Consider the following 25,179-nt stretch of genomic DNA (forward strand, 5'->3'; position numbering starts at 1 on the left):
TTAATTAATTGATAAGGCAGCTAGGAGCCCTCCATGCACGAATTTTTACGCGACCTTCCCAAAGTAGAGCTCCATTTGCACATCGAAGGCTCATTGGAACCAGAATTAATGTTTGCGTTAGCGCAGCGCAATGGCATTGATTTGCCTTATGCGACTGTTCAAGAAGCTAAAAATGCTTATCATTTCAGCGATCTGCAGGGGTTTCTAAACCTCTATTTTCAAGGCATGAACGTGCTTCGTAATGAAGAAGACTTTTATGACCTGGCGATGGATTATTTCAAGCGTGCGCGGGAGGAAGGTGTTGTTCATATCGACATGCACTTTGACCCTCAGGCGCATCTGCAACGTGGCGTTCCCCTTGAAGTGGTCATGGGGGGATTATTAAAAGCCAAGCAGGAAGCTGAAGAAACTCTCGATCTCTCTATCGGCATGATTATGGCTTTTCTACGTGATCGCCCTGCTGAGGAGGCGTTACATGTCCTGGAGCAAGCGGCTCCGTATTGGAAGCTGCTGGATGCGATCGGCTTAGACAGTGCTGAGCAAAATAATCCGCCTGCTGGGTTTGTGGATTTATTTGAGCGCGCTAAGCAGCTTGGCCTTGTTCGTGTGGCCCATGCAGGAGAGGAAGGCCCAGCAGAATATATTCAAGAAGCCCTGGATCTTCTTGATGTTCAACGTATCGATCATGGTGTGCGGTGTTTGGAAAGTAATGAGGTAGTTGAACGTTTGCGCAGCGAGCAAATTGTATTAACGGTCTGCCCACTTTCTAACGTGAGTTTAAAGGTGGTGGAAGATCTGCGTGATCATCCGCTTCCTAAGCTGTTGGCTGAAGGGCTCAAGGTAACGATTAGCTCGGATGATCCCGCCTATTTTGGAGGCGGGATGCTGACCAACCACCTTGCTTGCGTCGAGGCGTTTGGTTGGGATGAAGCGGTATTTCGTCAGCTAACCTGCAATGCTATTGAAGAAGCTTTTGTTACTCCAAAGCGTCGCGAAGAGTTGCTGGCTCGTTTGGCTGCTGTATAACATCAAACCGCTTGGTCGCGCTGATCAGGCGGTTGTTCGCATTGAGGCGATAGTTTTAAGTGTCGGATTAAAACGATAGTTTAGGGCAATGCAGGTACGTCAAAATCAGGCATTTCACCGGTTAGTGTATTGAGAAACGCGGTAATAGCACTAATAGTGTCATCATCAAACTCCCGTCCGAGCATTTCTTTGCCCATTATAGCGACCGCTTCTTTCAGTGTCTCAGTCGCTCCGTTATTCATATATGGATACGTCACCGCCACATTGCGCAGCGTAGGTGTCCTGAAACGGTACTTATCACTCTCTTCTTCGGTGACTACGTAACGACCTAAATCGGTTGAGCCTGGAACCTGAATCGCATGAAATTGGCTATCGGTTAAAGCAGGACCGCGATGGCAGGCGATACAGCCATTATCAACAAAAGCCACCATACCGTCTTTGGCTTGTTGGTTAATTGCCTCTAAATCACCGTGTAGGTAACGATCAAAAGGTGAGTTGGGTGTATTGAGCGTACGTTGGAAAGCGGCTAACGCGTGGGCCAGATTATCATCGGTGATAGGTTCTTCTTGATCAGGATAGGCGGCGTTGAATTTTTCCTGATAGAGCTCGAATCCCACCAGCCGCTCCAGGGCCATTTCCAGATCCATCGCCATTTCCACCGGTGCTTCAATAGGGCCCAGTGCTTGGCCTTCTAAATCAGGCTCTCGGCCATCCCAAAATTGTGATCCTAAAAAGCCACTGTTCAACACGGTGGGGGTATTACGTTCACCGACCTGCCCATCGTGGCCAACAGCGCGGGGAATTCGGTCAGCCCAGCCTAGCGCTGGATTGTGGCAGGTGGCACAGCTGATAACGCCACTTGACGAGATGCGTGGTTCAAAGAACAGCATGTTACCGAGTTCTACCTTCTCCTCTGTTAATGAGTTGTCCGCAGGGATTGGTGGAAGGTAAGGCAGTGCCTCGAAACGTTGGCGGTAATTTTCCAAGCCATCGTCAGCCATGGCTAAGCTTGCAGCAAGAAAGCTGCTGGCCGCCAGTGCGGGTAGTAAGGTGGCTTTTATGGTCATGTTTAATCTCCCTCGCTTTTATAATCGGCGTTTTGGGCTTCGTGCGAAGAGCCTCAACGTCCACTATCTGTAAGCTTATGGGAGAGGGGGATAGCCGTTTTGACCCAGATCAAATCTTGCATTGCTTTATAGTGCGTGCAGGGTGAGCCCTAATCTTTAACGACTTTTAGTCATAAATGTTCAAATCACTGTTGACCCTAGCGGTGGATCGGGTAGTATACGCACACGTCAACGGGGCACGGCCTCATCGACTAGCTCTTTAACAATTTGATCAGGTAATTCATGTGGGCGCTTGCTGACGTTGGTGACAAATCACCCAATATCAAGGCAAGCGACTCAAGCAATAAGGTTTTTCGAAACCTGTTTTGAATGAATTCGTTTGAACCTTGAGCCAAGTTTGGTTCGCTTCTGTCACTTTCGAGTGGCAGGTAAGAACCGCATAGATCTTAAACTGAAGAGTTTGATCATGGCTCAGATTGAACGCTGGCGGCAGGCCTAACACATGCAAGTCGAGCGGTAACAGATCTAGCTTGCTAGATGCTGACGAGCGGCGGACGGGTGAGTAATGCATAGGAATCTGCCCGATAGTGGGGGATAACCTGGGGAAACCCAGGCTAATACCGCATACGTCCTACGGGAGAAAGGGGGCTTCGGCTCCCGCTATTGGATGAGCCTATGTCGGATTAGCTAGTTGGTAAGGTAATGGCTTACCAAGGCAACGATCCGTAGCTGGTCTGAGAGGATGATCAGCCACATCGGGACTGAGACACGGCCCGAACTCCTACGGGAGGCAGCAGTGGGGAATATTGGACAATGGGGGCAACCCTGATCCAGCCATGCCGCGTGTGTGAAGAAGGCCCTCGGGTTGTAAAGCACTTTCAGCGAGGAAGAACGCCTGTCGGTTAATACCCGGTAGGAAAGACATCACTCGCAGAAGAAGCACCGGCTAACTCCGTGCCAGCAGCCGCGGTAATACGGAGGGTGCAAGCGTTAATCGGAATTACTGGGCGTAAAGCGCGCGTAGGTGGCTTGATAAGCCGGTTGTGAAAGCCCCGGGCTCAACCTGGGAACGGCATCCGGAACTGTCAGGCTAGAGTGCAGGAGAGGAAGGTAGAATTCCCGGTGTAGCGGTGAAATGCGTAGAGATCGGGAGGAATACCAGTGGCGAAGGCGGCCTTCTGGACTGACACTGACACTGAGGTGCGAAAGCGTGGGTAGCAAACAGGATTAGATACCCTGGTAGTCCACGCCGTAAACGATGTCGACCAGCCGTTGGGTGCCTAGAGCACTTTGTGGCGAAGTTAACGCGATAAGTCGACCGCCTGGGGAGTACGGCCGCAAGGTTAAAACTCAAATGAATTGACGGGGGCCCGCACAAGCGGTGGAGCATGTGGTTTAATTCGATGCAACGCGAAGAACCTTACCTACCCTTGACATCTACAGAAGCCGGAAGAGATTCTGGTGTGCCTTCGGGAACTGTAAGACAGGTGCTGCATGGCTGTCGTCAGCTCGTGTTGTGAAATGTTGGGTTAAGTCCCGTAACGAGCGCAACCCTTGTCCTTATTTGCCAGCACGTAATGGTGGGAACTCTAAGGAGACTGCCGGTGACAAACCGGAGGAAGGTGGGGACGACGTCAAGTCATCATGGCCCTTACGGGTAGGGCTACACACGTGCTACAATGGCCGGTACAAAGGGCTGCGAGCTCGCGAGAGTCAGCGAATCCCTTAAAGCCGGTCTCAGTCCGGATCGGAGTCTGCAACTCGACTCCGTGAAGTCGGAATCGCTAGTAATCGTGAATCAGAATGTCACGGTGAATACGTTCCCGGGCCTTGTACACACCGCCCGTCACACCATGGGAGTGGACTGCACCAGAAGTGGTTAGCCTAACGCAAGAGGGCGATCACCACGGTGTGGTTCATGACTGGGGTGAAGTCGTAACAAGGTAGCCGTAGGGGAACCTGCGGCTGGATCACCTCCTTAAACGATGCGTCACCGTTGGTAAGCGTCCACAATGAATTACCTGATCAGATATAGAGCAAACGGTAGTTAGTTTAGCTGTTACGTGACTTTTAAGCGTAATGGTTAAATAGCCGGGTCTGTAGCTCAGTTGGTTAGAGCGCACCCCCTGACCTTAAATGGAAAGCAGGGTGAGGTCGGCCAGCCGACGCGGTTGTAAGAGTAGTCAGTAAATGGGTCTGTAGCTCAGTTGGTTAGAGCGCACCCCTGATAAGGGTGAGGTCGGCAGTTCAAGTCTGCCCAGACCCACCAAATTTGCGTAATACGTCGTTGCATTATTACTCGCATAGCAGGCTATGCGTCGCAATAATGCGCCTCGTCTTACACAAATTTGCGTGATGTTAGTATTGGGGCCATAGCTCAGCTGGGAGAGCGCCTGCCTTGCACGCAGGAGGTCAGCGGTTCGATCCCGCTTGGCTCCACCATTTCCTTTACTATCCTGTTTTAACCTCAATACCGTTTGTGAATGTTTCGTGACCATTGATAAGTCGCTGCGCTGTAGTCGCTATAAGTGTTGCTATAGCTACAGAATGCCGCTTTATCACTGTTCATTGAACAGCTGCTCTTTAACAATGTATATCATGCTGACAAGAACACTTCGCAAGAAGTGCTTCTTAAATTGTGATACGCGTCAGCGTATCCGGCAAAATGAAACGTGATCATTGCGACATCCAGACTCCTTCGGGTTATAGGGTCAAGCAATGAAGCGCACACGGTGGATGCCTAGGCAGCCAGAGGCGATGAAAGACGTGGTAGCCTGCGATAAGGCTCGGTGAGGTGGCAACAACCTGTGACCCGGGCATTTCTGAATGGGGAAACCCACTCATCATAAGATGAGTATCGTGCACTGAATACATAGGTGTACGAGGCGAACCAGGGGAACTGAAACATCTAAGTACCCTGAGGAAAAGAAATCAACCGAGATTCCCCTAGTAGCGGCGAGCGAACGGGGACCAGCCCTTAAGCATGAGACTGATTAGGCGAACAGATTGGGAAGTCTGGCCGTAGCGGGTGATAGCCCCGTAGTCGAAAATCTGATCATGTGAAATCGAGTAGGTCGGGGCACGAGAAACCTTGACTGAAGACGGGGGGACCATCCTCCAAGGCTAAATACTCCTGGCTGACCGATAGTGAACCAGTACCGTGAGGGAAAGGCGAAAAGAACCCCGGAGAGGGGAGTGAAATAGATCCTGAAACCGTGTGCGTACAAGCAGTCGGAGCCCACTTGTTGGGTGACGGCGTACCTTTTGTATAATGGGTCAGCGACTTATATTCAGTGGCGAGGTTAACCGTATAGGGGAGCCGTAGGGAAACCGAGTCTTAACTGGGCGACACAGTCGCTGGATATAGACCCGAAACCGAGCGATCTATCCATGAGCAGGGTGAAGGTTGAGTAACATCAACTGGAGGCCCGAACCAGGATCTGTTGAAAAAGATTTGGATGACTTGTGGATCGGAGTGAAAGGCTAATCAAGCTCGGAGATAGCTGGTTCTCCTCGAAAGCTATTTAGGTAGCGCCTCATGTAGTACCGCCGGGGGTAGAGCACTGTTTCGGCTAGGGGGTCATCCCGACTTACCAACCCGAGGCAAACTCCGAATACCGGTGAGTAACGCGTGGGAGACACACGGCGGGTGCTAACGTCCGTCGTGAAAAGGGAAACAACCCAGACCGTCAGCTAAGGTCCCGAAATCCTGGTTAAGTGGGAAACGATGTGGGAAGGCTCAGACAGCTAGGAGGTTGGCTTAGAAGCAGCCATCCTTTAAAGAAAGCGTAATAGCTCACTAGTCGAGTCGGCCTGCGCGGAAGATGTAACGGGGCTAAACCAGGTACCGAAGCTACGGGTTCATCCTTTTAGGATGAGCGGTAGAGGAGCGTCGTGTACGCCAATGAAGGTGGATTGAGAAGTCTGCTGGAGGTATCACGAGTGCGAATGCTGACATGAGTAACGATAAAGGGAGTGAAAAACTCCCTCGCCGGAAGACCAAGGGTTTCTGTTCGACGCTAATCGGAGCAGAGTGAGTCGGCCCCTAAGGCGAGGCCGAAAGGCGTAGTCGATGGGAAACGGGTCAATATTCCCGTACCGGACATGGTTGCGATGGGGGGACGAAGAAGGCTAGGTGAGCCAGGCGTTGGTTGTCCTGGTGAAAGTGAGTAGGCTGAGGGTTTAGGCAAATCCGGACCCTTAAGGCCGAGACACGAAACGAACTGACCACGGTCAGGAAGTCACTGATGCCACGCTTCCAGGAAAAGCCTCTAAGCTTCAGATCATGTGCGACCGTACCCCAAACCGACACAGGTGGTCAGGGAGAGAATCCCAAGGCGCTTGAGAGAACTCGGGTGAAGGAACTAGGCAAAATGGTGCCGTAACTTCGGGAGAAGGCACGCCGGCGTAGGGTGATGAGACTTGCTCTCTAAGCCCGAACCGGTCGAAGATACCAGGTGGCTGCAACTGTTTATTAAAAACACAGCACTCTGCTAACGCGCAAGCGGACGTATAGGGTGTGACGCCTGCCCGGTGCCGGAAGGTTAAATGATGGTGTTAGCCGCAAGGCGAAGCTCTTGATTGAAGCCCCGGTAAACGGCGGCCGTAACTATAACGGTCCTAAGGTAGCGAAATTCCTTGTCGGGTAAGTTCCGACCTGCACGAATGGCGTAATGATGGCCACGCTGTCTCCACCCGAGACTCAGTGAAATTGAAATCGCCGTGAAGATGCGGTGTACCCGCGGCTAGACGGAAAGACCCCGTGAACCTTTACTATAGCTTCACACTGGACGCTGATGTTGCCTGTGTAGGATAGCTGGGAGGCTTTGAACTCTGGACGCCAGTTCGGAGGGAGCCACCCTTGAAATACCAGCCTGGCATCATTGGCGTTCTCACTCAGGTCCGTTATCCGGATCGAGGACAGTGTGTGGTGGGTAGTTTGACTGGGGCGGTCTCCTCCTAAAGAGTAACGGAGGAGCACGAAGGTACCCTCAGCACGGTCGGACATCGTGCATTGAGTGCAAGAGCATAAGGGTGCTTGACTGCGAGACAGACACGTCGAGCAGGTGCGAAAGCAGGTTCTAGTGATCCGGTGGTTCTGTATGGAAGGGCCATCGCTCAACGGATAAAAGGTACTCCGGGGATAACAGGCTGATACCGCCCAAGAGTTCACATCGACGGCGGTGTTTGGCACCTCGATGTCGGCTCATCACATCCTGGGGCTGAAGTCGGTCCCAAGGGTATGGCTGTTCGCCATTTAAAGTGGTACGCGAGCTGGGTTTAGAACGTCGTGAGACAGTTCGGTCCCTATCTGCCGTGGGCGTTGGATGTTTGAGAAGGGCTGCTCCTAGTACGAGAGGACCGGAGTGGACGACCCTCTGGTGTTCCGGTTGTCACGCCAGTGGCATTGCCGGGTAGCTATGGTCGGACGGGATAACCGCTGAAAGCATCTAAGCGGGAAGCCCCCTTCAAGATGAGACATCCCTGAGGCCTAGAGCCTCCTGAAGGGCCCAGCGAGACCAGCTGGTTGATAGGCACGGTGTGGAAGCGCTGCAAGGCGTTGAGCTAACGTGTACTAATGGCCCGTGAGGCTTGACCCTATAACACCCAAGGGGTCTGGTCGCGATGATGACGAGACATTAAAAAGCCGGATACGCAGCGTGTGGCCTGACTCAATGAGAACAGGCGGCAGGCAATGAGACGATCGCAATTTAGCAACAACGCGTCAGCATGATATACCGCCAGTTACGCCTGACGACCATAGCACGCGTGAACCACCTGATCCCTTGCCGAACTCAGCAGTGAAACCGCTTAGCGCCGATGGTAGTGTGGGGTCTCCCCATGCGAGAGTAGGTCATCGTCAGGCACCTATACCGCAGAAAACCCAGCCACCCGGCTGGGTTTTTTGTTGCCTGGAAGGAAAGAAAAAAGCCATGTCATGGCGAGGAGCGCAGCGACGCGGCCATCTCGTCCTGCGACGGTAAGAAACCTCGAGATCGCCACGCTTCGCTCGCGATGACACATGGAGAGTCACTGGCTGTGGCCCGCGCATGTCATGGCGAGGAGCGCAGCGACGTGGCCATCTCAACTTTCGGTGGCACCCGTCATCGTGAGCTGAAGCTGCCACCGTTGCACTGTGATTAGATAGTATCTCTACGATGCTGGCATTGCCCACCTGCCCATGTCTCATAAATAGCACGATCATCCGCCAGCATCATTAGCGCAAACAGCCGTTCGCCGAGCGTGGTGCAATGACTGATACGTCGAGACAGCAGCGATGTTGCCTGGGTGTCAATCACCACAAAGTCAGCCTCAAGTGAGGGAGCTAACTGACCGATGTGGCTATCCAGCGAGAGTGCTTTTGCATTCCCCTTGGTTAAACCATAAAAGCCTTGCCAGGCAGTAAGCGGTTGGCCACCTAGTTGACCCACTTGATAGGCCGCTTTCAGCGTGCCAAAGCCCGATAAGTCAGTGCCTGCACCGATATCGCTGGCAAAGGTAAATGCCATACCCGTCTGTTTGGCGGCCTCACGGTCAAATAAACCGCTGCCAAGAAAGAGATTGGAGCTGGGGCAAAAGGCAATATTGGCGCCTCGATCCGCCAATCGCTTGCGCATACCGTTATCGAGATGAATACCGTGGGCAAAGGTACTGCGTGGGCCAACGAGACCTGCTTGCTCATAAACGGCCAAATAGTCGCGGCTACCTGGAAACAGTTCGGCTACCCAGTCCAACTCACCGCTGTTTTCAGCCAAATGGGTCTGTAACCAGAGACTTGGATCATTACGAAGCAGGGCGCCTGCCGCATCCATCTGCGTTTTGGTCGATGTAGGCGCAAAGCGCGGTGTGACGCTATAGCCCAGGCGGCCTTTGCCGTGCCAATCTTCAATAAGCCGCTCGCTGTCAGCAATACCTGATGCACCATCCATGAGTGCCTCTGGCCCATTGCGATCCATCAATACTTTACCTACCAGCATGCGCAGCTGACGTTTTTGACAGGCGGTGAAAAATGCATCTACGGAGCCGGGATGGCTAGAGCCGAATACCTGGGCAGTGGTAGTGCCCGCACGTAGCATCTCATCCAAAAAAGCGTTAGACAGCGCTTCTGCATGGGCATGATTAGCAAAGCGACACTCTTCAGGAAAGGTGTAGTCGTTTAGCCAGTCAAGCAGTTGGCGGCCATAAGAAGCCATGATATCCAGCTGGACATAGTGCACGTGGGTATCGATAAACCCCGGCATAATCAGTTTGTCACGATAATCGAGAACGTCAGCCCCTTTGGGTAGTGAAGGTGAGAGCTCGGGGAAATGGCCGACGGCATGAATATGCTGGCCTTTCAACCACAGCAAGCCGTCGCCGTAATGCTCTAAACTGCCCGGTTCGGGCGTATTGCCATCGCCAGGGTCGCGGACAAAACTAATCAATTCGGCACGAATGAACGTATCGGTAGAAGAATTCATATTAACTCGGGGTCGTCGGAGAGTCGGTCATTAGCGTTCGCACTGCCTGGGAGTCAAGGCCGCGTTTTTCTTGAGAGGAGGGCGTGTCCGTTAGCCAAAGCAGTTCAGCCACCACCGTTAAAGCAATCGCATAGGGCGTTTTATTACTCAGCTTAGTGTCGTGAATGCGCCCGATGGGGCTTCGCACCCGCGCCATTTGATCGGCGGAGTAACCCTCGCGCTTAAGACGTCCTTCAAAGCTCGCCCATTTGCTGTCCGAACCAATCAGCCCAATCGATGCGACGTCATCGCGCTCGATCAGCGTTTTGATCAGCGCATAGTCTTCGTCGTGGTTGTGCGTCAATACCAGCGCGTGGCTATCAGCAGGCAAGGCGGCAACACTTTGCTGTGCGTCTTGGAGTGAATAACAGCTAAGTCGCGGCTGCTGCTGGTACTGTTCGGCAAACGCATCGCTTCGACTATCGTACCAGTGCAACTGCCAGGGAAGCGGCGCACTTAGCTTTACAATTTGCTGCCCTACATGGCCTGCACCAAAAATCGCGATGTTTGTTGTAGTGCCTGGAAAGGCTTCCAAGAGGATATTCACAAATCCTCCACAGCACTGGCCGCTTCGTCCGCCCAGAGAGAAGGCTTCCAAGCTGAGGCCATAGCGCTGTTCTGTCAAACATCCACGTGCAGCGGTAATGGTTTGCCACTCAAAGGTACCGCCACCTAGCGTATCGAAAATCGCATCGTCGGTGATCACCATGCGTGCGCCAGGCTCGCGGGGTGTTGAGCCTGCGCTGGTCACTTGAGTGGCTAGTACATGGGGTATGCCATCGCGCTGTAAGCGGTGTAGCGCCGCATGCCAGCTTTCTGGGTGTTGACTAGAACTCACAGCACTTTCTTCCTGATCGCGTTGGCTGCCAGCATGACCCGCTCCGGCGTGGCTGGTGTATCTAAGTGGGGAGAGATGGCGTAATCAGTCAGGCTCGATAGCGCATCACGCAGCGCCGACCAGACACAAATCCCCAGCATAAAAGGGGGCTCACCCACGGCTTTTGAACGGTAGAGACTGGCCATGGAGTTGGGATGGCCTTCCAATAGCTCAACATTGAAGATAGGCGGTAGGTCGCCAAAGGTGGGGATTTTATAGGTCGCGGGCCCATCGCTGACCAGCACGCCTTTATCGTTCCACTTCAGCTCTTCGCTGGTCAACCAGCCCATTCCCTGAATAAAGCCCCCCTCCACTTGGCCAATATCGATAGCGGGATTAAGCGAGTCGCCCACATCGTGCAAGATATCAACGCGGTCAACCTGATATTCGCCGCTCAGGGTATCCACGCTCACTTCAGCCACTGCCGCGCCAAATGCATAGTAATAAAAGGGGCGACCCTGGCCGACTGAGCGGTCATAGTGAATCAGCGGTGTAGCATAGAAGCCTTTTTCAGAAAGCGATATCCGATGCAGATAGGCCGTTTGCACCAATTCTCCCCACGGAATACTGCGCTCGCTTTCGCCGAACCCGGCCACTAACATGCCGTCTTCCAGGCGCATGCCTTCCCGATCCAAACCCTCGGGATAGTGCTCGGCGGCAAAATCGAACAGACGTTCACGTAGTTTGCTGGCCGCATCCCGGGCAGCCATGCCGTTTAAGTCAGCACCGCTGGAAGCGGCGGTAGGGGAGGTATTGGGGACTTTATCGGTTCGCGTAGCGGTAATGCGTACCTTCTCCAGATCCAGGCCCAGCTCACGAGCCACCACCTGACAAATTTTAGTATGTAGCCCTTGGCCCATCTCGGTGCCGCCGTGATTGATCATCACGCTGCCGTCGGTGTAAACATGCAGAAGGGCGCCCGCCTGATTCAGATGCTGGGCGGTAAATGAAATGCCAAATTTGACCGGCGTAAGTGCCAGGCCTTTTTTTATCACTGAGTTCGTGGCATTGAAGTCACTGACCGCTTTGCGCCGCGACCAGTATTCGCTGTCACTTTCTAGCCTTTCAACGAGTGTGTGCAACAGCTGCAACTGATCGACCTGCTGGCCGTAGTGGGTGACGTCGCGACCCTCGCGGTAGAAATTGCGCTTACGCACGGTGAGCGGATCTTCGCCAATCTGGCGGGCAATATCATCCATGGCCGCTTCGATAATCATCATCCCTTGGGGGCCACCAAAGCCCCGGAATGCGGTATTAGAGGCGGTATGGGTTTTGGCTCGATGACCGACTACCTGGGCATCCCCCAGCGAGTAAGCGTTGTCGGCGTGGAACATGGCGCGATCAACGATAGCGTCGGAGAGATCCGGCGAGTAGCCGCAGTCACCAATCACCGTGATCTCGCCACCCTGAATAACGCCCTCGGAATCAATGGCGAGTCGATAGCGGTTATGGAAGGGGTGGCGTTTACCCGTGGCACGCATATCTTCGCTGCGCGGTAAGCGGAGTCGAACCGTTTTGCCGGTACGGCGGGCAATAATCGCAGCAATACACGCCCAGGGAGACGCCTGAGTCTCTTTGCCACCAAAGCCACCGCCCATACGGCGTACTTCTACGGTGACGGCATGAAAAGGAATATCGAGCACCTCCGCCACCAGCTTCTGGGTTTCGCTGGGGTGCTGGTTGGAAGTATGGACGATAACGCCCTCATCCTCGGTGGGATGAACCACGCAGGCCTGGCCTTCCAGATAGAAGTGCTCTTGTCCGCCGACGAATAACTCGCCTTCAACAATCTGTTCCGCTTGATCAAGCGCCTGCTGCCAATCACCACAGGTCTGCACATGAGTCGGGCGCACAAACTCTTCACGCTCCGTCGCGCCCACTGGGTCTAAGCTGGCAGGCTGCTCATTGATGCTAATGGTGGCTAACGTGACGGCACGGCGTGCCGCCTGCAGCGACGTTGCGGCAACGGCGAAGAGGCATTGACCTGCATAGCTGATCGCTTGATCGACAAAAATAGGATCGCCCGGAAAGACCGGCCCGATATCGGTATGCCCTGGCACTTCATGAAAGGTAATGGCATCGACTACCCCTGGGGCCTCTTTCACCTTGCTGAGATCAAGCTGCGTTAAGGTGCCGTGGGCCACGGGCGATAGGCCAAGCGCTACATGGAGCGCGTCGGCAGGCAGTAATAAGTCGTCAATATAAGCGGCCTTGCCGGTGACGTGCTTTTCCGCACTCTCGTGAAAGCTTGCGCTTCCCGCCTGTCGCTGGCCACTACTGTCGACCGTATGGCGCGCCAAGGGGCCAGAGCCTTGAATGTGGTCGTGCAGTTCACGGCGGGCACGGCTGCTATCGCCGTCCAGTTTAGTGAGCGTACGCATGGAGCATCACCTCGTGGTCGGACACTGAAAGGGAGAGATAGAGGCGTTCAATCAGGTTCTTGGCGGCTTGCTGGCGATAATGCTGACTGCCCCGCACGTCACTCATGGGCTGGAAGTCGTCATCGAGTGCCTGCTGAGCGGCGCGAAAAGTTTCCGCAGTTAAGGTGCTCCCTTCGAGCGCTGCTTCAGCAGCTTTCGCGCGCTTGGGAGTAGCGGCCATTCCCCCAAAAGCGATGCGTACATCCTGCAAGGTACCTTGTTCAATGCGGTAGCTGAAGGCACCGATTAGCGCGGAAATATCATCTTCACGACGCTTGGATAACTTCCAGACGCGTAGTTGACTGTCCTCAACCGGCTGCGGAATGAAAATCCGCGAAACGACTTCATCAGCCGCCAAAGCGGTCTTTTTGTAATCGAGGAAGAAATCCTCTAGCACTAAGCAACGCTTGCCGTTGGTGCTGGCAAGTTCCACCTGAGCACCCAAGGCAAGTAGCACGGGTGGCGTATCACCAATAGGAGAGGCATTGGCGATATTGCCACCCAGCGTTCCCCGGTTACGGATCTGCTGAGAGCCTAATCGGTGCAGCAGATGAGCAAAGGCGGGGAAATGCTCTTCAAACAGTGGTTCAAGCTGAGTATAGGTGACCCCGGCGCCAATCCACCAGCCAGGTTGTCCTTCAAACGTTGTCGCTGCTACTGTTAACAGTTCGGCAACGCGAGAAACATCAATCAACTGATCAAGCGAAGCCAAGCGCTGCGTGCTTTCCAACCAAAGGTCTGTGCCTCCTGCCACCAAGCGTGCCTGAGGGGCTTCTTGGCGCAGCCGTGTTAGGGCTGTCAAGGAGAGGGGCTGGGCAAAAAAAGGTGTTTTCGCTGTAGGGTCTGTTATTTCAGCATCATTTTCTGACGTTGACAGCGCCGCGTCTTGCCATTGGGGGCGCTCATAGGGCATATCATTCATGCGCAGCGCAGCATCCCGGATAGGGCGATAGCCCGTGCAACGGCACAAGTTGCCACCCAGGGCTGCTTCAAGGCGTTCTGGGGGTAGCGGAGCAGGCCGCTGGGTAAGGTCGTTATGCAGTGTGAAAAGTGACATAACAATACCCGGCGTGCAAAAACCACACTGGCTACCATGGCATTCGATCATCGCTTCTTGGGCTGGGTGCAGACGTCCCTCTTTAGCTAGCCCTTCAACGGTGACTAAATGCCTACCCTGAAGTTGATGGGCTGGTGTGATACAGGCGTTGGCACTGGTAAACGTGTGGGTGTCAGCGTTTTGCTCGCCAATTGCTACGGTACAAGCACCGCAGTCACCCGATGCGCAGCCCTCTTTGGTGCCTGTTAACGCCAAATGCTCGCGTAATAAGGTTAAAGTGCTCGTGTTCGGTGAAACCTCACACTGGTGGGGGGCACCATTGAGCAGGAACGCAATCGTTGCCATGCCAAACTCCACTGTTGTTGTATAGCCCGGGATTGTGCTGACCGATCGGTCAATATAAGTTGAGCTTGAGACAAAATGGTCTGCCTTGCAAGTATTTGATCGCTGCACGGGAGTGGGGCAAGCTTATGCGAAATGCCTCTATTTGGGGCGACAAGCCTACCCGCCGACGCTTATTAAGGGACATTGTAAATGACCGCTGTATCCGTCACTCATGAAAGCCCCAGCCGTGAAAAAGTTGAGACAAATATTCTGATGGCCGCTGAAGAAGTGTTTTCTCAGTACGGTTACCGTGGAGCGAGCTTGCAAGTGATCGCTGATCGGGCCGGTCTCCCTAAGGCTAATATTTTGTACTACATGGGAAGTAAACAGGCGCTTTATGTGCGACTGCTTAACCGCATGATGCATCGCTGGAACAAGGTGCTTGAAGATATTACCCCGGAGAGTGATCCAGCGACTGTGCTGAGTGATTTTATCCGCGCCAAAATGGTGCTTGGTCAGCGCTACCCCGAAGGCTCAAAACTGTTTGCAGCGGAAATTTTAGCCGGCGCTCCCTTCTTGAGTGACTATCTGGCCGGTGAACTGCGTGAATGGGTGGCTTCTCGTGCCGCGATCATTCGCCAGTGGTCTGCGCAAGGTAAAATGGACACCGTCGATCCCAAGTGGCTAATCTTCTTAATTTGGTCTGCTACCCAGCACTACACTGAATATAGCGCTCAGGTAAGCGGTATTCTAGGCCGAGATGCATTAACTGAAGAGGATGTTGAATCAATTTCAGCCTTTCTTGAGCACGTTATCCTAAAAGGGTGCGGAATCACTCAGGCAAGTACTAACGCTCACTTGGTGGAAAAGTGAGTGCTAAATGAGCGATTTGCCGATTGATCAGCATCTTGATCACGTTAAAAACGTCCTGGTTACCAGCAACCGTCTGATGCTGATTGCCCAGCCAGGCGCTGGCAAAACTACCCGTGTCCCGCTTGCTCTGCTTAGGGCCGATTGGGTAAAAGGGCAGAAGCTGCTTTTGCTAGAGCCACGGCGAGTCGCCGCGCGATTGGCGGCTAACTATATGGCTCAGCAGTTAGGCGAAAAGGTCGGTCAGACAGTGGGCTATCGCATGCGCGGCGATAGCTGTGTTAGCGCGCAAACTCGCTTAGAAGTTGTTACTCAAGGGGTGCTTACTCGCATGCTGCAGGATGACCCGCTGCTGGAAGGCGTGGCCGGGATCATCTTTGATGAATTCCATGAGCGAAGTTTAGACGCCGATGTAGGGTTGGCGCTTACGCTGGATGTGCAAAGCAGTATTCGTGACGATTTACGCCTGCTGGTAATGTCGGCAACGCTGGACATCAAGGCGCTCAGGCGAGTGTTAGGGGAGCAGGTACCCACCATCGTGTGTCATGGTCGCCAGTATCCGGTGACAATGCTTTATCGTCCTTCCTTAAATAGCGAGGAGAGTGTTAGCCATGCTCTTCGCGTAGTCAATGAAGCGCTTTTAATGCCTGATACGCAGGATGTATTAGTGATCTTGCCGGGCGTGGCCGAGATAAATCGGCTAGTACAAGCGTTGGAAAGGGCGCTACCTGACCTCGCGATACGACCGCTGCACGGTAGGATGAGTATCGCGCAGCAACAAGCGGCATTAGCAGCAAACACTTCACAACAGCGTATTATTGTCTCCACTGCGATTACCGAATCTAGCATTACGGTGGATGGCGTCAATGTAGTGATTGACGGTGGCTTAGAGCGAGTGCCGCTTTTTCAGCCGCGCACGGGCCTAACGTGGTTAACCACACGACGAATCAACCGTGCTAGCGCCGACCAGCGGCGGGGTCGCGCAGGCCGGCAACGGGAGGGCGTCTGTTTTCGGCTCTGGGCCCATGAGCAGCCACTAACAGCTTACGGTGAACCAGAAATTCAGCAAGCGGAACTCTCATCGCTGGTGCTTGAGCTGGCGTGTTGGGGGGTAGCATCGCCCCATGAGCTGAGTTGGGTGACGCCGCCGCCAGAAAGTGCTTGGCGCAGTGGTCAAGCGCTTTTAGTGCAGCTTGGTATATTAGACGAGCAGCACAGGCTAACCCCCTTGGGCAGTCGCTGTGCCCAATGGCCAGTCGAACCGCGAATAGCCGTGATGCTGGAACGTGCTGCAGAATTCAATGCTGTTTCCCTGGCCTGTGGGCTAGCAGCCCTACTGGAGGAGCGTGACAGCTCAGAGCGCTCGCTGCATGATGCGTTAGCACTCCGGCTCAGTCAGCCTAAACGTTTTCCTCAATGGCAGCGCGAAGCCCTTAGGCTTGCTAGGAAAGCAGGGGTCGTGCTTGATGAGGCCATATTCCAACCGCTTGGGCCGCTCTTGGCACTGGCATACCCAGAACGCATCGGCCAGTTAATAGAGCCTGGTAAGTTTCGACTGGCCAATGGCAAAACCGCTACACTGCCGTTAAACGATACGTTGGCGCATCAAGCCTACGGTGTCGCCGTTGCATTAAATGGCGTGGCTGGCGACCAGGCGCGGATCATCTCAGGCGAACCGTTATCACTTGAGTCGCTGCTTTCGCTATATCCTGGTATTCGCCAATGGCAGCCACGAGTCGCGTGGTCGCAAGAGCAGGGCCGTTTAATGGGTGAAGAGGTGCAAGCACACGGCAGCCTCGTCATTGCCAAACGACTTTTAGCAGACTTACCCGAGGACGCGGTGAAAGAGGCGCTATTGAATGCACTACGCCAGCGGCCCGAGCAGTTATTTGGCGATAATTTACAGCAGTTGCGCGGTCGAATGGCGCTACTTCGCGAGTACCAGGGTGACGAGTGGCCCGACTGGTCCGAGCCGGTGCTATTAGCCTCATTAGAGAGCTGGCTAGGCCCTTACCTAATCGGTATTAAACGGTTGAGTCAAATTGAGAAATTGCCGCTAGAGCGCTATTTGCTCAATTCACTGACCTGGGAAGCACAAAGTGAATTCGAGCGGTTAACCCCGTTAGCGCTAGAGGTGCCTAGCGGCAAACAGGTTGGCTTAGACTACTTGCCGTGTCTTTCCCAGCGGCCGCCTGTGTTAGCGTTGAAACTGCAAGAGGCCTTTGGCTGGCGGGTAACGCCCACCGTTGTTGATGGTGCCGTTGCCGTAATGATCCATCTGCTTTCACCCGCGCGTCGGCCGTTGCAAGTCACCCAGGACTTAGTTAGTTTTTGGCAAAAGGGTTACCCCGAAGTGCGCAAAGAGATGCGCGGTCGCTATCCAAAGCACCCCTGGCCTGAAGACCCATTGACAGCACCCGCTACCGCGCATACCAAGCGAAAGGCGTGACCGGTTTCGCTACCTACACTTCGCTAATTACTCGCTGCGCTTTTCCGGGATTTCATCTGGAATGCGATAGCGCACGCCATCTACGCGTTCTTCCTCATAGCGTTGATTCTCTTCTTCAGGCACCACGCCGATGACGGTTTCCTGAGACCCATCCGGCCAAGTGTAAGTCGTACAGCCTGCCAGTAGCAGTGGAATAATCACAAACAGTGTGATGGGTAAGGCGAGGTGGCGCTTGAGCATAAGTCACTCCATTGGGTGGCGCTTGATCCTGGGGGAAATTAGTATCGCATAATCGGAACTATAGATTGCCATTTACCTGCCTGTAAATGCTTAGATTTTTTCCGTTTATCCAAACGTAATACCTTTGTCTGTCTATGATAATGAATGTTAACCATGAATCCTCAATGTGCGTTGTCACACCAGCCCTAATCGGAGGTTTTATGTGGTCAGTGGTGAAGTCAGTATTAGCGGCCTTGCTTGGGGTCCAGAGTAACCAAAAGCGACAGGAAGACTTTAGTAGTGGCAAGCCTGCAGCGTACATCGTTACTGGGATAGTCATTACATTGCTGTTCGTTTTGGTGCTTATCGTTTTGGCAACGTTTGCTGCCCGCTGAAAAGCGTTGATAGCGTTAAGTAAGCAAAGCGTGACGAATGGAACATATTTTCTATACTGCTAATATCTCATTTAGTTCTGCTCTCATCTAAAGGCAGGAGATAACAACAATAAGTCTGGAGGTTTCTATGCGATCAGCGTGGCGGTGGCTGTTAGTCATTACCCTTTCTGCGAGCGGGTCGCAGGCTAATGCCAATGATTGGAATATGCCTGTTGGTGTAACCGATGTTAGCGCCGATATCTTTGGCCTTCACATGACGATTTTTTGGATATGTGTCGTCATCGGCCTCGTAGTGTTTGGTGCTATGTTTTACTCCCTGTTTCGCTATCGCCACTCCAAAGGCGCCAAAGCCGCCAACTTTCATGAGCACACCAGTGTAGAAGTGCTTTGGACGGCTATTCCTGTCTTGATTCTGGTTGGCATGGCCGTCCCTGCTACCGCAACGCTAAAAAATATGTACGACTCTTCAGATGCAGAGTTAGACGTTATGATTACAGGACAGCAGTGGCGCTGGCGCTATGAGTATCTGGGCGAGGACGTCGCGTTTACTTCTAATATGAGCACTCCACGGACACAGATCAGCGGAGCTGAAACGCGGGGAGAACACTACTTATTAGAAGTGGATGAGCCGCTTGTTTTACCCATCAACCGCAAAGTGCGCTTTTTGATGACCTCTGATGATGTTATTCATTCGTGGTGGGTGCCCGACTTAGCTGTCAAACAAGACACGATTCCTGGTTTTATCAATGAAAATTGGGTAACGATCAATGAGCCGGGTATCTACCGTGGGCAGTGCACTGAGCTATGTGGTATCAATCACGGGTTTATGCCTGTCGTGGTTCATGCGATGGAAGAAGATGAGTTTGATGGTTGGCTTGCCGAGCGTAAAGAAGCGGCTGCCGAAGAGGCCATGGGCGTTGATCGTGAATGGGCTATGGAGGAGCTAGTAGCACGCGGTCAGGAAATTTATCAATCGATCTGCTCTTCTTGCCATCAAGCCGAAGGTCAGGGCTCGCCGCCTGCTTTTCCTGCACTGGCAAATAACGAACAGCTTATTAGTGATGTGGATTGGCATCTCAATAAAGTAATCAACGGTGTTTCGGGTGCTGCAATGCCAGCTTTTCGTAGCACCTTAAATCCAGTGGAAATTGCTGCTGTAGTAACTTATACGCGAAATGCTTGGGGTAACGATACGGGAGATGTGGTGCAGCCTTCAGAAGTAGCTGAGTTAATTGCCCAATAATGCTGATGCGCCACTTATTTAGACAACTACAATATTTCGGAGAGTATCATGTCGCCCAAACTGCCCCCTCAGCCACATGTGCAACATAGCACTACCGCCGTCGCCGATGGGCAAAGCCATGCCCATCCTGCGCCGCCGAAAGGTATATTACGCTGGTTATTGACCACAAATCATAAAGAGATTGGCTCTCTTTACCTGATTTTCTCACTAACAATGTTTTTTGTTGGCGGTATCTTTGCCTTGGTGGTGAGGGCCGAGCTTTTCCAACCGGGTCTCCAGTTAGTCCAGCCTGAATTTTTTAACCAGATGACCACGATGCATGGTTTGATCATGGTGTTTGCCGCCGTAATGCCGGCATTCACTGGGTTAGCTAACTGGATGATTCCGCTGCAGATCGGCGCGCCAGACATGGCGCTACCTCGATTGAACAACTTCAGTTTCTGGCTGCTTCCGGTTGCCTTTACGCTACTGCTTTCAACTCTTTTGATGCCAGGTGGCGGTCCAAATTTCGGCTGGACTTTTTATGCGCCGCTATCGACCAACTATGCGCCTCCCTCTACGACCTTTTTTATACTTTCATTACACCTTGCGGGTATCAGTTCGATATTAGGGGCAATTAATATCATCGCAACTATTTTAAACATGCGTGCACCGGGCATGCGTTTAATGGATATGCCGCTTTTTGTCTGGACCTGGTTAATTACGGCCTTTCTGCTGATCGCGGTAATGCCGGTTTTAGCGGCAGTTATCACCATGATGCTTATGGACATTAATTTTGGCACAAGTTTCTTTAACGCGGCGGGTGGGGGCGACCCAGTTCTATTTCAGCATCTCTTCTGGACGTTTGGCCATCCTGAAGTGTACATCATGATCCTGCCCGCCTTTGGTATTGTCTCTGCGATCATACCAACTTTTGCACGAAAACCGTTGTTTGGTTATGCATCAATGGTTTATGCCACAGCGGCGATTGCGTTTCTATCGTTTTTGGTCTGGGCTCATCATATGTTTGTGGTAGGGATGCCTTTAGTAGCAGAGCTGTTTTTTATGTATACAACGATGCTGATTGCCGTACCTACTGGGGTGAAAGTGTTTAATTGGGTCACTACGCTGTTTCGTGGCTCAATCAGTTTTGAATCGCCGATGCTATTTGCCCTTGCCTTTGTCGTGCTGTTTACTATTGGTGGCTTTTCAGGGCTAATGTTGGCGATCGCGCCTGCGGATTTTCAATATCATGATACTTACTTCGTCGTTGCCCACTTTCACTATGTGTTAGTCCCTGGGGCCATCTTTGCCATCATGGCAGGTGTTTATTATTGGTTGCCGAAATGGACAGGGCATTACCCTAACGAACGGCTTGCCCAGTGGCATTTCTGGTTTTCGATTATCGGTGTCAACCTAACCTTCTTCCCCATGCATTTCGCTGGGTTAGCCGGTATGCCGCGCCGTATTCCCGATTATGCTCTTCAGTTTGCCGACTTTAACTTACTTTCCAGTATTGGTGCTTTCTTCTTTGGCGCCTCACAGTTGCTATTTGTTTTAGGCATCATCCTGTGCGTTCGGGGAGGTAAAAAAGCGCCAGCAAAAGCTTGGGAGGGCGCGGAAGATTTAGAGTGGACAGTCCCTTGTCCCGCACCCTTGCACACCTTTGAAACACCGCCGGTTTTTCATCGTACTTCCCATTAAAAATGACATAAACCACACAGGCCAGTAGGCCCAGAGGTGTTATGGAAAGTCGAGAGCAAAACCAAGTAGGCGTGCGTCGAACAGTTATTAGAACAATGGCTGTGCTAGTGGGTATGTTCGCCTTTGCGTTTGCGCTAGTTCCGTTGTATGACGTGTTTTGTCAAATTACCGGCATCAATGGCAAGGTTGATGCTACGGCACAAAGTATCGTGCACGAAGAGGTAGATGAGTCCCGTTACATTAATGTGCAATTTATAACGCGGGGCAGTCCAGGCTTACCGTGGCAGATGAGCGTTGAAATGCATCAAATGAGCGTGCATCCGGGGCAAACGGCAGAAGTCGACTTTACGTTTACTAATAATAGTCATAAAGAAAGTTGGGGGCAGGCAGTACCTAGCGTTTCCCCTTCAAATGCAACGCGCCATTTACGCAAAGTAAGCTGTTTCTGTTTTGAAGAGCAACAGTTGCAGGGTAATGAGCGCTTGACGATCCCGTTAGTGTTTCAGTTGGCGCGAGATCTTCCAGCAGATATTAATACCATCACGCTGGTGTATACCCTGTATCCCATTGAACGTGCGATACAGACCGCCTCACTGAATAATATAATCAATCACGGTGTTAAGAACGATCCCAAAAACGAAGCAAAGAACAATAACGCGGCGGGAGAAACGATATGAGCAGTGGTAGCTATTACGTTCCAGCGAGTAGTCGGTGGCCTGTTCTCGGTTCGGTGGCACTCGGTGCAATGATGGCCGGAATCGGCATTAAGCTCGTGTACGATACTGGGCTGCCGCTGGTTTTAATAGGCGTGTTGGGCATAGTGGCTGTGATGGGGCTATGGTTTCGGGATGTGATCAGTGAGTCTCGTGGTGGGCTTTACGATGCTCAAATGGATCGTTCGTTTCGCTGGGGCATGGGTTGGTTTATTTTTTCAGAAGTCATGTTTTTCGCCGCTTTTTTTGGGGCGTTGTTTTACGTAAGGATGTTCACCCTTCCTTGGCTGGGTGGTGAGGGCGCTAAAGGGGTTTCAGCGTTACTGTGGCCAGATTTTGTTGCTACATGGCCCCTGCTGAACCCACCCGATGCTTCAATTGCTGGCCCTCAACAAGTTTTTAGCCCCTGGCAACTTCCTCTCGTTAATACGCTAATTTTGATCACTTCAAGTATCACGCTAACAGTTGCCCATGAGGCTTTAAAAGTCGGTTACCGGCGGACATGTCGTAACTGGCTAACCGGTACCGTGCTATTAGGGTGCTGCTTTATAATGATTCAAGGCATTGAATATTATGAGGCTTACGCGCATTACGGTATTACATTGGAAGCCGGTATTTTTGGCGCAACGTTCTTTATATTGACCGGCTTTCATGGGTTGCATGTGATTATCGGCACAATCATTCTTGCCACCATGTTAGTACGAATAGTGAAAGGCCATTTTGCCGATGAAAATCATTTTGGTTTTGAAGCCTCATGTTGGTATTGGCATTTCGTTGATGTGGTATGGGTTGGACTCTTTATTTTCGTTTACGTTTTATAAATTGCCTAGCCTAGCTGGCCGGACCAAAAGCCAAATATGATGAGAATCATTAATAAACAAGCAAGTCCGATACGCCATTTAAGAGACACAAGCAAGCGGCGAGACGAAGAGTGATCACGCAGCAAAAAGCCAGCTCCCATGGCGAGGCTGATAACCATCGCTACGAATACAGCGGCAATGAGTAGTTGTAACCACATGATGAAAACCTCTCGACAATGGCGTTTTTATAGCTGGTGTTTTTTCTGGAGTTTGGTGGTGGCATTAGGCGCCTATTTAGGACTATGGCAGTGGGAGCGGGCAGATGACAAGCGATTAGCATTGGCCGTTCGCGAAACGGCACCTGCATTGGTACAACCTACCGTGCAGCCAGCCCAAGGAGCAGAGGTAACCCTACGGGGTGAGTACTTGGCAGAGCATACCCTCTATTTAGATAATCGGACTGTAGAGGGAAGGTTAGGGGTAGCAGTACTAACGCCACTGCGTGATAGCTTCGGTCAGCTTTGGTTGGTGCAGCGAGGCTTTTTAGCAACGGGGCCTCATCGTGACCCACCCCAAGCCACTACTCCAAGTGGCAGTGTTGAGTTGACCGGTGAGTGGCAGGAAGTACAAGAGGGCGGGCCACTATATGGAGAAAATAGAGAAGGTGTCAGGTTGCAGCAGTTAAGTCTTGAACCTTGGCGTGCTTCACTAGGTTCGTTTAGCTATGCAGGCTGGTTGCATGCTAGTGAGGGTGATGGCGTTCTGATTCCTTGGTGGAAGGCCAGTGTTATGCCGCCCAGCCGACATATAGGGTATGCGTTTCAGTGGTGGGGGCTGGCCCTGGCGGCCCTGGTGGTAATGTTTTTTGGGGGGCGAAAATTGCGTTGCGATGCAACTCAAGAAGAGTCGTTATTGAATAAAAAATAAGCAGGGTGAGTAATATGCAGGAAGCTAAATATATCCGGCGCCAGCGGCTCAAATTAATGCTGATCTTTGTGATATTCGCGGCTCCCGTGGTTGTTGCCTGGGGAATGGTCGAGTTCCGTATTGGTATTCCTGATCGCCATACGGCACATGGTGATGTAGACCTGGGATTACCCGCTCTTCATGAATGGCCATTAACAACGTCTGCCGTGAGTGAAGAAGACAAATGGATTCTGGCATTTGACTGCACCCTGCAGTGTGAAACTCGCCAAGATGAATTGTGGCGACTACATCGTGCTTTAGGACGCGAGGCGCCAAGATTAACGCGTTTGCGCATCGGCGGGGAGCTTGAACCATTGCCGGGCGAAGTGGCTAGTGAATGGCGGCGTTTTCCCTCATGGCGGAAAGAAAACTCAGTGTGGTTGCTCGATCCTACAGGACGACCGGCGTTAGCATTTGATGAAAACGTCGCGACCAAATACGTGCTTGACGATATACAGCATCTTTTTAAAGTAAACCCTCTATGAAGCGCACTAATCTTTGTTGTTAAGGAAGCATCATGCCCGATTCCTATGAGCGCCGCTTACGCTGGTTAGTGCGATTAACGTTAATAGGTACCCTGTTTACCGCAGTGGTAATGCTGGTTGGTGCATGGACACGGTTAGTCGATGCTGGTTTAGGCTGTCCTGATTGGCCAGGTTGCTATGGAAAGCTGCTGGTCCCCGATAGCGATCATGCCACCCTGCGCCATCCCGATGTGCCGTTAGAACCGTTTAAAGCGTGGGTGGAAATGGCCCATCGCTACATCGCTAGTTTGCTAGGGCTGGCGGTAATAAGTGTTGTCGCGCTGGGTTGGCCATTGCGTCAACGGTCAGGTTACCCATGGCGGCTAAGTTTGACGCTCTTAGTTGTTATCATATTGCAGGGTGCCTTCGGTGCTTTCACGGTTACGCTACAACTCTGGCCGCAAGTCGTCACTCTCCACCTTTTGGGTGGGCTGAGTGTATTACTACTGTTCTTTTGGTTACACCTACGCTTACGTCGTGCTCGTAAAAAATCCATAACTGAACCGCGCCGAACCAATGCCTGTTGGGGTATTGCGGCATGCTTGCTGGTGGTGCAGTTAGCGTTGGGTGGGTGGGTGACTAGCAACTATGCAGGCATCGCTTGCCAAGGATTCCCTACCTGTAATGGTCAGTGGTGGCCTGAATTAGATGTAAGCGAGGGTTTTCATGTTACCCAAACTGTTGGCCCTAATTATTTACATGGGCAGCTACATGCTGATGCACGCACTGCTATCCACGTTGTTCATCGCTTAGGCGCACTCATGTTAGGAGCCGGGTTGGTTGCGCTTTGGTTACGATATCGGCATTGGCAGAATGTCGCTAGACCTCTAGCGATTGTGGTTTCTCTATACATGCTGCAAGCTATTTTAGGTGTCGCTAACGTATTGTTATGGCTGCCTTTATGGCTTGCGTTGCTACATACGGCAGGGGCCATTGCACTCTCTGTTGGTCTGGTATGGGCTTGGTGGTGCTGGCGTTACAATGAAGCTGGCGCTTTTTCAAAGAGCTCTAATCTGTTTTATCGCAACGTTATTGCTGACTAAAGAA

18 protein-coding genes, 2 tRNA genes and 3 rRNA genes are annotated in these 25,179 nt (G+C 52.3%); 16 read left to right on the forward strand and 7 right to left on the reverse strand.

Annotated elements, in window-relative coordinates; genetic code table 11:
- The first annotated feature begins 33 nt into the window (after window positions 1-33).
- Entirely contained in the window at window positions 34-1,026 is a 993-nt protein-coding gene (locus KO116_RS10210) for an adenosine deaminase (RefSeq protein WP_035557585.1), read from the forward strand.
- 80 nt (window positions 1,027-1,106) lie between these two features.
- On the opposite strand, the gene KO116_RS10215 is transcribed toward KO116_RS10210, so the two are convergent.
- On the reverse strand, window positions 1,107-2,093 hold the full coding sequence (locus KO116_RS10215; protein ID WP_035557588.1) for a cytochrome-c peroxidase: 987 nt from the start codon (window positions 2,091-2,093) through the stop codon (window positions 1,107-1,109).
- Between the two features lie 448 nt (window positions 2,094-2,541).
- Between KO116_RS10215 and KO116_RS10220 the strand changes: the two genes are divergently transcribed.
- From KO116_RS10220 to rrf, 5 genes are all read left to right on the forward strand, one after another.
- Window positions 2,542-4,074 (forward strand): 16S ribosomal RNA (locus KO116_RS10220).
- Window positions 4,075-4,285: 211 nt separating this feature from the next.
- Window positions 4,286-4,362: transfer RNA gene (locus KO116_RS10225), tRNA-Ile, on the forward strand.
- 97 nt (window positions 4,363-4,459) lie between these two features.
- A tRNA-Ala gene (locus KO116_RS10230) sits at window positions 4,460-4,535 on the forward strand.
- 267 nt (window positions 4,536-4,802) lie between these two features.
- A 23S ribosomal RNA gene (locus KO116_RS10235) occupies window positions 4,803-7,693 on the forward strand.
- 150 nt (window positions 7,694-7,843) lie between these two features.
- A 5S ribosomal RNA gene (rrf, locus tag KO116_RS10240) occupies window positions 7,844-7,959 on the forward strand.
- The 16S, 23S and 5S rRNA genes sit together here with 2 tRNA genes alongside, the layout of an rRNA operon.
- 274 nt (window positions 7,960-8,233) lie before the next feature.
- Here rrf and guaD read toward each other — a convergent pair.
- From guaD to xdhA, 4 genes are read right to left on the reverse strand one after another with little or no spacing between them, the layout of a single operon-like run.
- Entirely contained in the window at window positions 8,234-9,553 is a 1,320-nt protein-coding gene (guaD, locus tag KO116_RS10250) for a guanine deaminase (protein ID WP_035555473.1), read from the reverse strand.
- Window position 9,554: 1 nt separating this feature from the next.
- Window positions 9,555-10,430: a xanthine dehydrogenase accessory protein XdhC gene (gene xdhC, locus KO116_RS10255; RefSeq protein WP_035555476.1), complete on the reverse strand. Its 876-nt coding sequence runs from the start codon at window positions 10,428-10,430 to the stop codon at window positions 9,555-9,557.
- Entirely contained in the window at window positions 10,427-12,850 is a 2,424-nt protein-coding gene (gene xdhB / locus KO116_RS10260) for a xanthine dehydrogenase molybdopterin binding subunit (protein ID WP_035555478.1), read from the reverse strand. The genes xdhC and xdhB overlap by 4 nt, the downstream gene beginning before the upstream one ends.
- On the reverse strand, window positions 12,834-14,291 hold the full coding sequence (gene xdhA, locus KO116_RS10265; protein WP_035555481.1) for a xanthine dehydrogenase small subunit: 1,458 nt from the start codon (window positions 14,289-14,291) through the stop codon (window positions 12,834-12,836). Before xdhA ends, xdhB begins: the two co-directional genes overlap by 17 nt.
- 189 nt (window positions 14,292-14,480) lie before the next feature.
- Here xdhA and KO116_RS10270 point away from each other — a divergent pair, with 189 nt between their 5' ends.
- Together KO116_RS10270 and hrpB are read left to right on the forward strand one after the other, a co-directional pair.
- Window positions 14,481-15,143: a TetR family transcriptional regulator C-terminal domain-containing protein gene (locus KO116_RS10270; protein ID WP_008957486.1), complete on the forward strand. Its 663-nt coding sequence runs from the start codon at window positions 14,481-14,483 to the stop codon at window positions 15,141-15,143.
- A gap of 7 nt (window positions 15,144-15,150) precedes the next feature.
- Window positions 15,151-17,589 carry an ATP-dependent helicase HrpB gene (hrpB, locus tag KO116_RS10275; RefSeq protein WP_035555485.1) on the forward strand — a complete coding sequence of 813 codons (2,439 nt, stop codon included), beginning with the start codon at window positions 15,151-15,153 and terminating at the stop codon, window positions 17,587-17,589.
- 27 nt (window positions 17,590-17,616) lie between these two features.
- On the opposite strand, the gene KO116_RS10280 is transcribed toward hrpB, so the two are convergent.
- Complete coding sequence (locus tag KO116_RS10280; protein WP_035555488.1) at window positions 17,617-17,829, reverse strand: hypothetical protein; 213 nt, start codon at window positions 17,827-17,829, stop codon at window positions 17,617-17,619.
- Window positions 17,830-18,029: 200 nt separating this feature from the next.
- Here KO116_RS10280 and KO116_RS24635 point away from each other — a divergent pair, with 200 nt between their 5' ends.
- The 5 genes from KO116_RS24635 to KO116_RS10300 all read left to right on the forward strand — a co-directional run bounded on the left by KO116_RS24635 (window position 18,030) and on the right by KO116_RS10300 (window position 22,663).
- Window positions 18,030-18,203, forward strand: coding sequence for a DUF2970 domain-containing protein (locus KO116_RS24635; protein WP_008957483.1), 174 nt, complete (start codon window positions 18,030-18,032; stop codon window positions 18,201-18,203).
- 127 nt (window positions 18,204-18,330) lie between these two features.
- Window positions 18,331-19,446 (forward strand): cytochrome c oxidase subunit II, encoded by a 1,116-nt coding sequence (gene coxB / locus KO116_RS10285; protein ID WP_035555491.1) that lies wholly within the window; start codon window positions 18,331-18,333, stop codon window positions 19,444-19,446.
- Between the two features lie 48 nt (window positions 19,447-19,494).
- Window positions 19,495-21,129 (forward strand): cytochrome c oxidase subunit I, encoded by a 1,635-nt coding sequence (ctaD, locus tag KO116_RS10290; RefSeq protein ID WP_035555494.1) that lies wholly within the window; start codon window positions 19,495-19,497, stop codon window positions 21,127-21,129.
- A gap of 41 nt (window positions 21,130-21,170) precedes the next feature.
- Window positions 21,171-21,806: a cytochrome c oxidase assembly protein gene (locus KO116_RS10295; RefSeq protein ID WP_035555511.1), complete on the forward strand. Its 636-nt coding sequence runs from the start codon at window positions 21,171-21,173 to the stop codon at window positions 21,804-21,806.
- Window positions 21,803-22,663, forward strand: coding sequence for a cytochrome c oxidase subunit 3 (locus tag KO116_RS10300; protein ID WP_035555514.1), 861 nt, complete (start codon window positions 21,803-21,805; stop codon window positions 22,661-22,663). The genes KO116_RS10295 and KO116_RS10300 overlap by 4 nt, the downstream gene beginning before the upstream one ends.
- 5 nt (window positions 22,664-22,668) lie before the next feature.
- Here KO116_RS10300 and KO116_RS10305 read toward each other — a convergent pair whose 3' ends face one another.
- The gene (locus KO116_RS10305; protein WP_035555517.1) at window positions 22,669-22,860 is read right to left on the reverse strand and encodes a DUF2909 domain-containing protein; all 192 of its coding nucleotides are present in this window, start codon (window positions 22,858-22,860) and stop codon (window positions 22,669-22,671) included.
- Between KO116_RS10305 and KO116_RS10310 the strand changes: the two genes are divergently transcribed.
- From KO116_RS10310 to KO116_RS10320, 3 genes are read left to right on the forward strand one after another with little or no spacing between them, the layout of a single operon-like run.
- Window positions 22,859-23,569, forward strand: a complete 711-nt coding sequence (locus KO116_RS10310; RefSeq protein ID WP_035555520.1) for an SURF1 family protein — start codon at window positions 22,859-22,861, stop codon at window positions 23,567-23,569. The genes KO116_RS10305 and KO116_RS10310 overlap by 2 nt on opposite strands.
- A 14-nt stretch (window positions 23,570-23,583) precedes the next feature.
- The gene (locus tag KO116_RS10315; protein WP_035555523.1) at window positions 23,584-24,093 is read left to right on the forward strand and encodes a hypothetical protein; all 510 of its coding nucleotides are present in this window, start codon (window positions 23,584-23,586) and stop codon (window positions 24,091-24,093) included.
- A 32-nt stretch (window positions 24,094-24,125) separates the two neighbouring features.
- Window positions 24,126-25,175, forward strand: coding sequence for a COX15/CtaA family protein (locus KO116_RS10320; protein ID WP_035555526.1), 1,050 nt, complete (start codon window positions 24,126-24,128; stop codon window positions 25,173-25,175).
- Window positions 25,176-25,179 lie beyond the last annotated feature (4 nt).

The sequence above is a fragment of the Halomonas sp. KO116 genome (assembly GCF_000734975.2).
Classification (GTDB): Bacteria; Pseudomonadota; Gammaproteobacteria; order Pseudomonadales; family Halomonadaceae; genus Vreelandella; species Vreelandella glaciei.

Excerpts from the sequence above, each read along its gene's own strand:
- KO116_RS10210 (WP_035557585.1), top strand. The coding sequence starts at position 34 with ATGCACGAATTTTTACGCGACCTTCCCAAAGTAGAGCTCCATTTGCAC.
- KO116_RS10215 (WP_035557588.1), bottom strand. The coding sequence starts at position 2,093 with ATGACCATAAAAGCCACCTTACTACCCGCACTGGCGGCCAGCAGCTTT.
- guaD (WP_035555473.1), bottom strand. The coding sequence starts at position 9,553 with ATGAATTCTTCTACCGATACGTTCATTCGTGCCGAATTGATTAGTTTT.
- xdhB (WP_035555478.1), bottom strand. The coding sequence starts at position 12,850 with ATGCGTACGCTCACTAAACTGGACGGCGATAGCAGCCGTGCCCGCCGT.
- xdhA (WP_035555481.1), bottom strand. The coding sequence starts at position 14,291 with ATGGCAACGATTGCGTTCCTGCTCAATGGTGCCCCCCACCAGTGTGAG.
- KO116_RS10270 (WP_008957486.1), top strand. The coding sequence starts at position 14,481 with ATGACCGCTGTATCCGTCACTCATGAAAGCCCCAGCCGTGAAAAAGTT.
- hrpB (WP_035555485.1), top strand. The coding sequence starts at position 15,151 with ATGAGCGATTTGCCGATTGATCAGCATCTTGATCACGTTAAAAACGTC.
- KO116_RS10280 (WP_035555488.1), bottom strand. The coding sequence starts at position 17,829 with ATGCTCAAGCGCCACCTCGCCTTACCCATCACACTGTTTGTGATTATT.
- KO116_RS24635 (WP_008957483.1), top strand. The coding sequence starts at position 18,030 with ATGTGGTCAGTGGTGAAGTCAGTATTAGCGGCCTTGCTTGGGGTCCAG.
- coxB (WP_035555491.1), top strand. The coding sequence starts at position 18,331 with ATGCGATCAGCGTGGCGGTGGCTGTTAGTCATTACCCTTTCTGCGAGC.
- ctaD (WP_035555494.1), top strand. The coding sequence starts at position 19,495 with ATGTCGCCCAAACTGCCCCCTCAGCCACATGTGCAACATAGCACTACC.
- KO116_RS10295 (WP_035555511.1), top strand. The coding sequence starts at position 21,171 with ATGGAAAGTCGAGAGCAAAACCAAGTAGGCGTGCGTCGAACAGTTATT.
- KO116_RS10300 (WP_035555514.1), top strand. The coding sequence starts at position 21,803 with ATGAGCAGTGGTAGCTATTACGTTCCAGCGAGTAGTCGGTGGCCTGTT.
- KO116_RS10310 (WP_035555520.1), top strand. The coding sequence starts at position 22,859 with ATGATGAAAACCTCTCGACAATGGCGTTTTTATAGCTGGTGTTTTTTC.
- KO116_RS10305 (WP_035555517.1), bottom strand. The coding sequence starts at position 22,860 with ATGTGGTTACAACTACTCATTGCCGCTGTATTCGTAGCGATGGTTATC.
- KO116_RS10315 (WP_035555523.1), top strand. The coding sequence starts at position 23,584 with ATGCAGGAAGCTAAATATATCCGGCGCCAGCGGCTCAAATTAATGCTG.
- KO116_RS10320 (WP_035555526.1), top strand. The coding sequence starts at position 24,126 with ATGCCCGATTCCTATGAGCGCCGCTTACGCTGGTTAGTGCGATTAACG.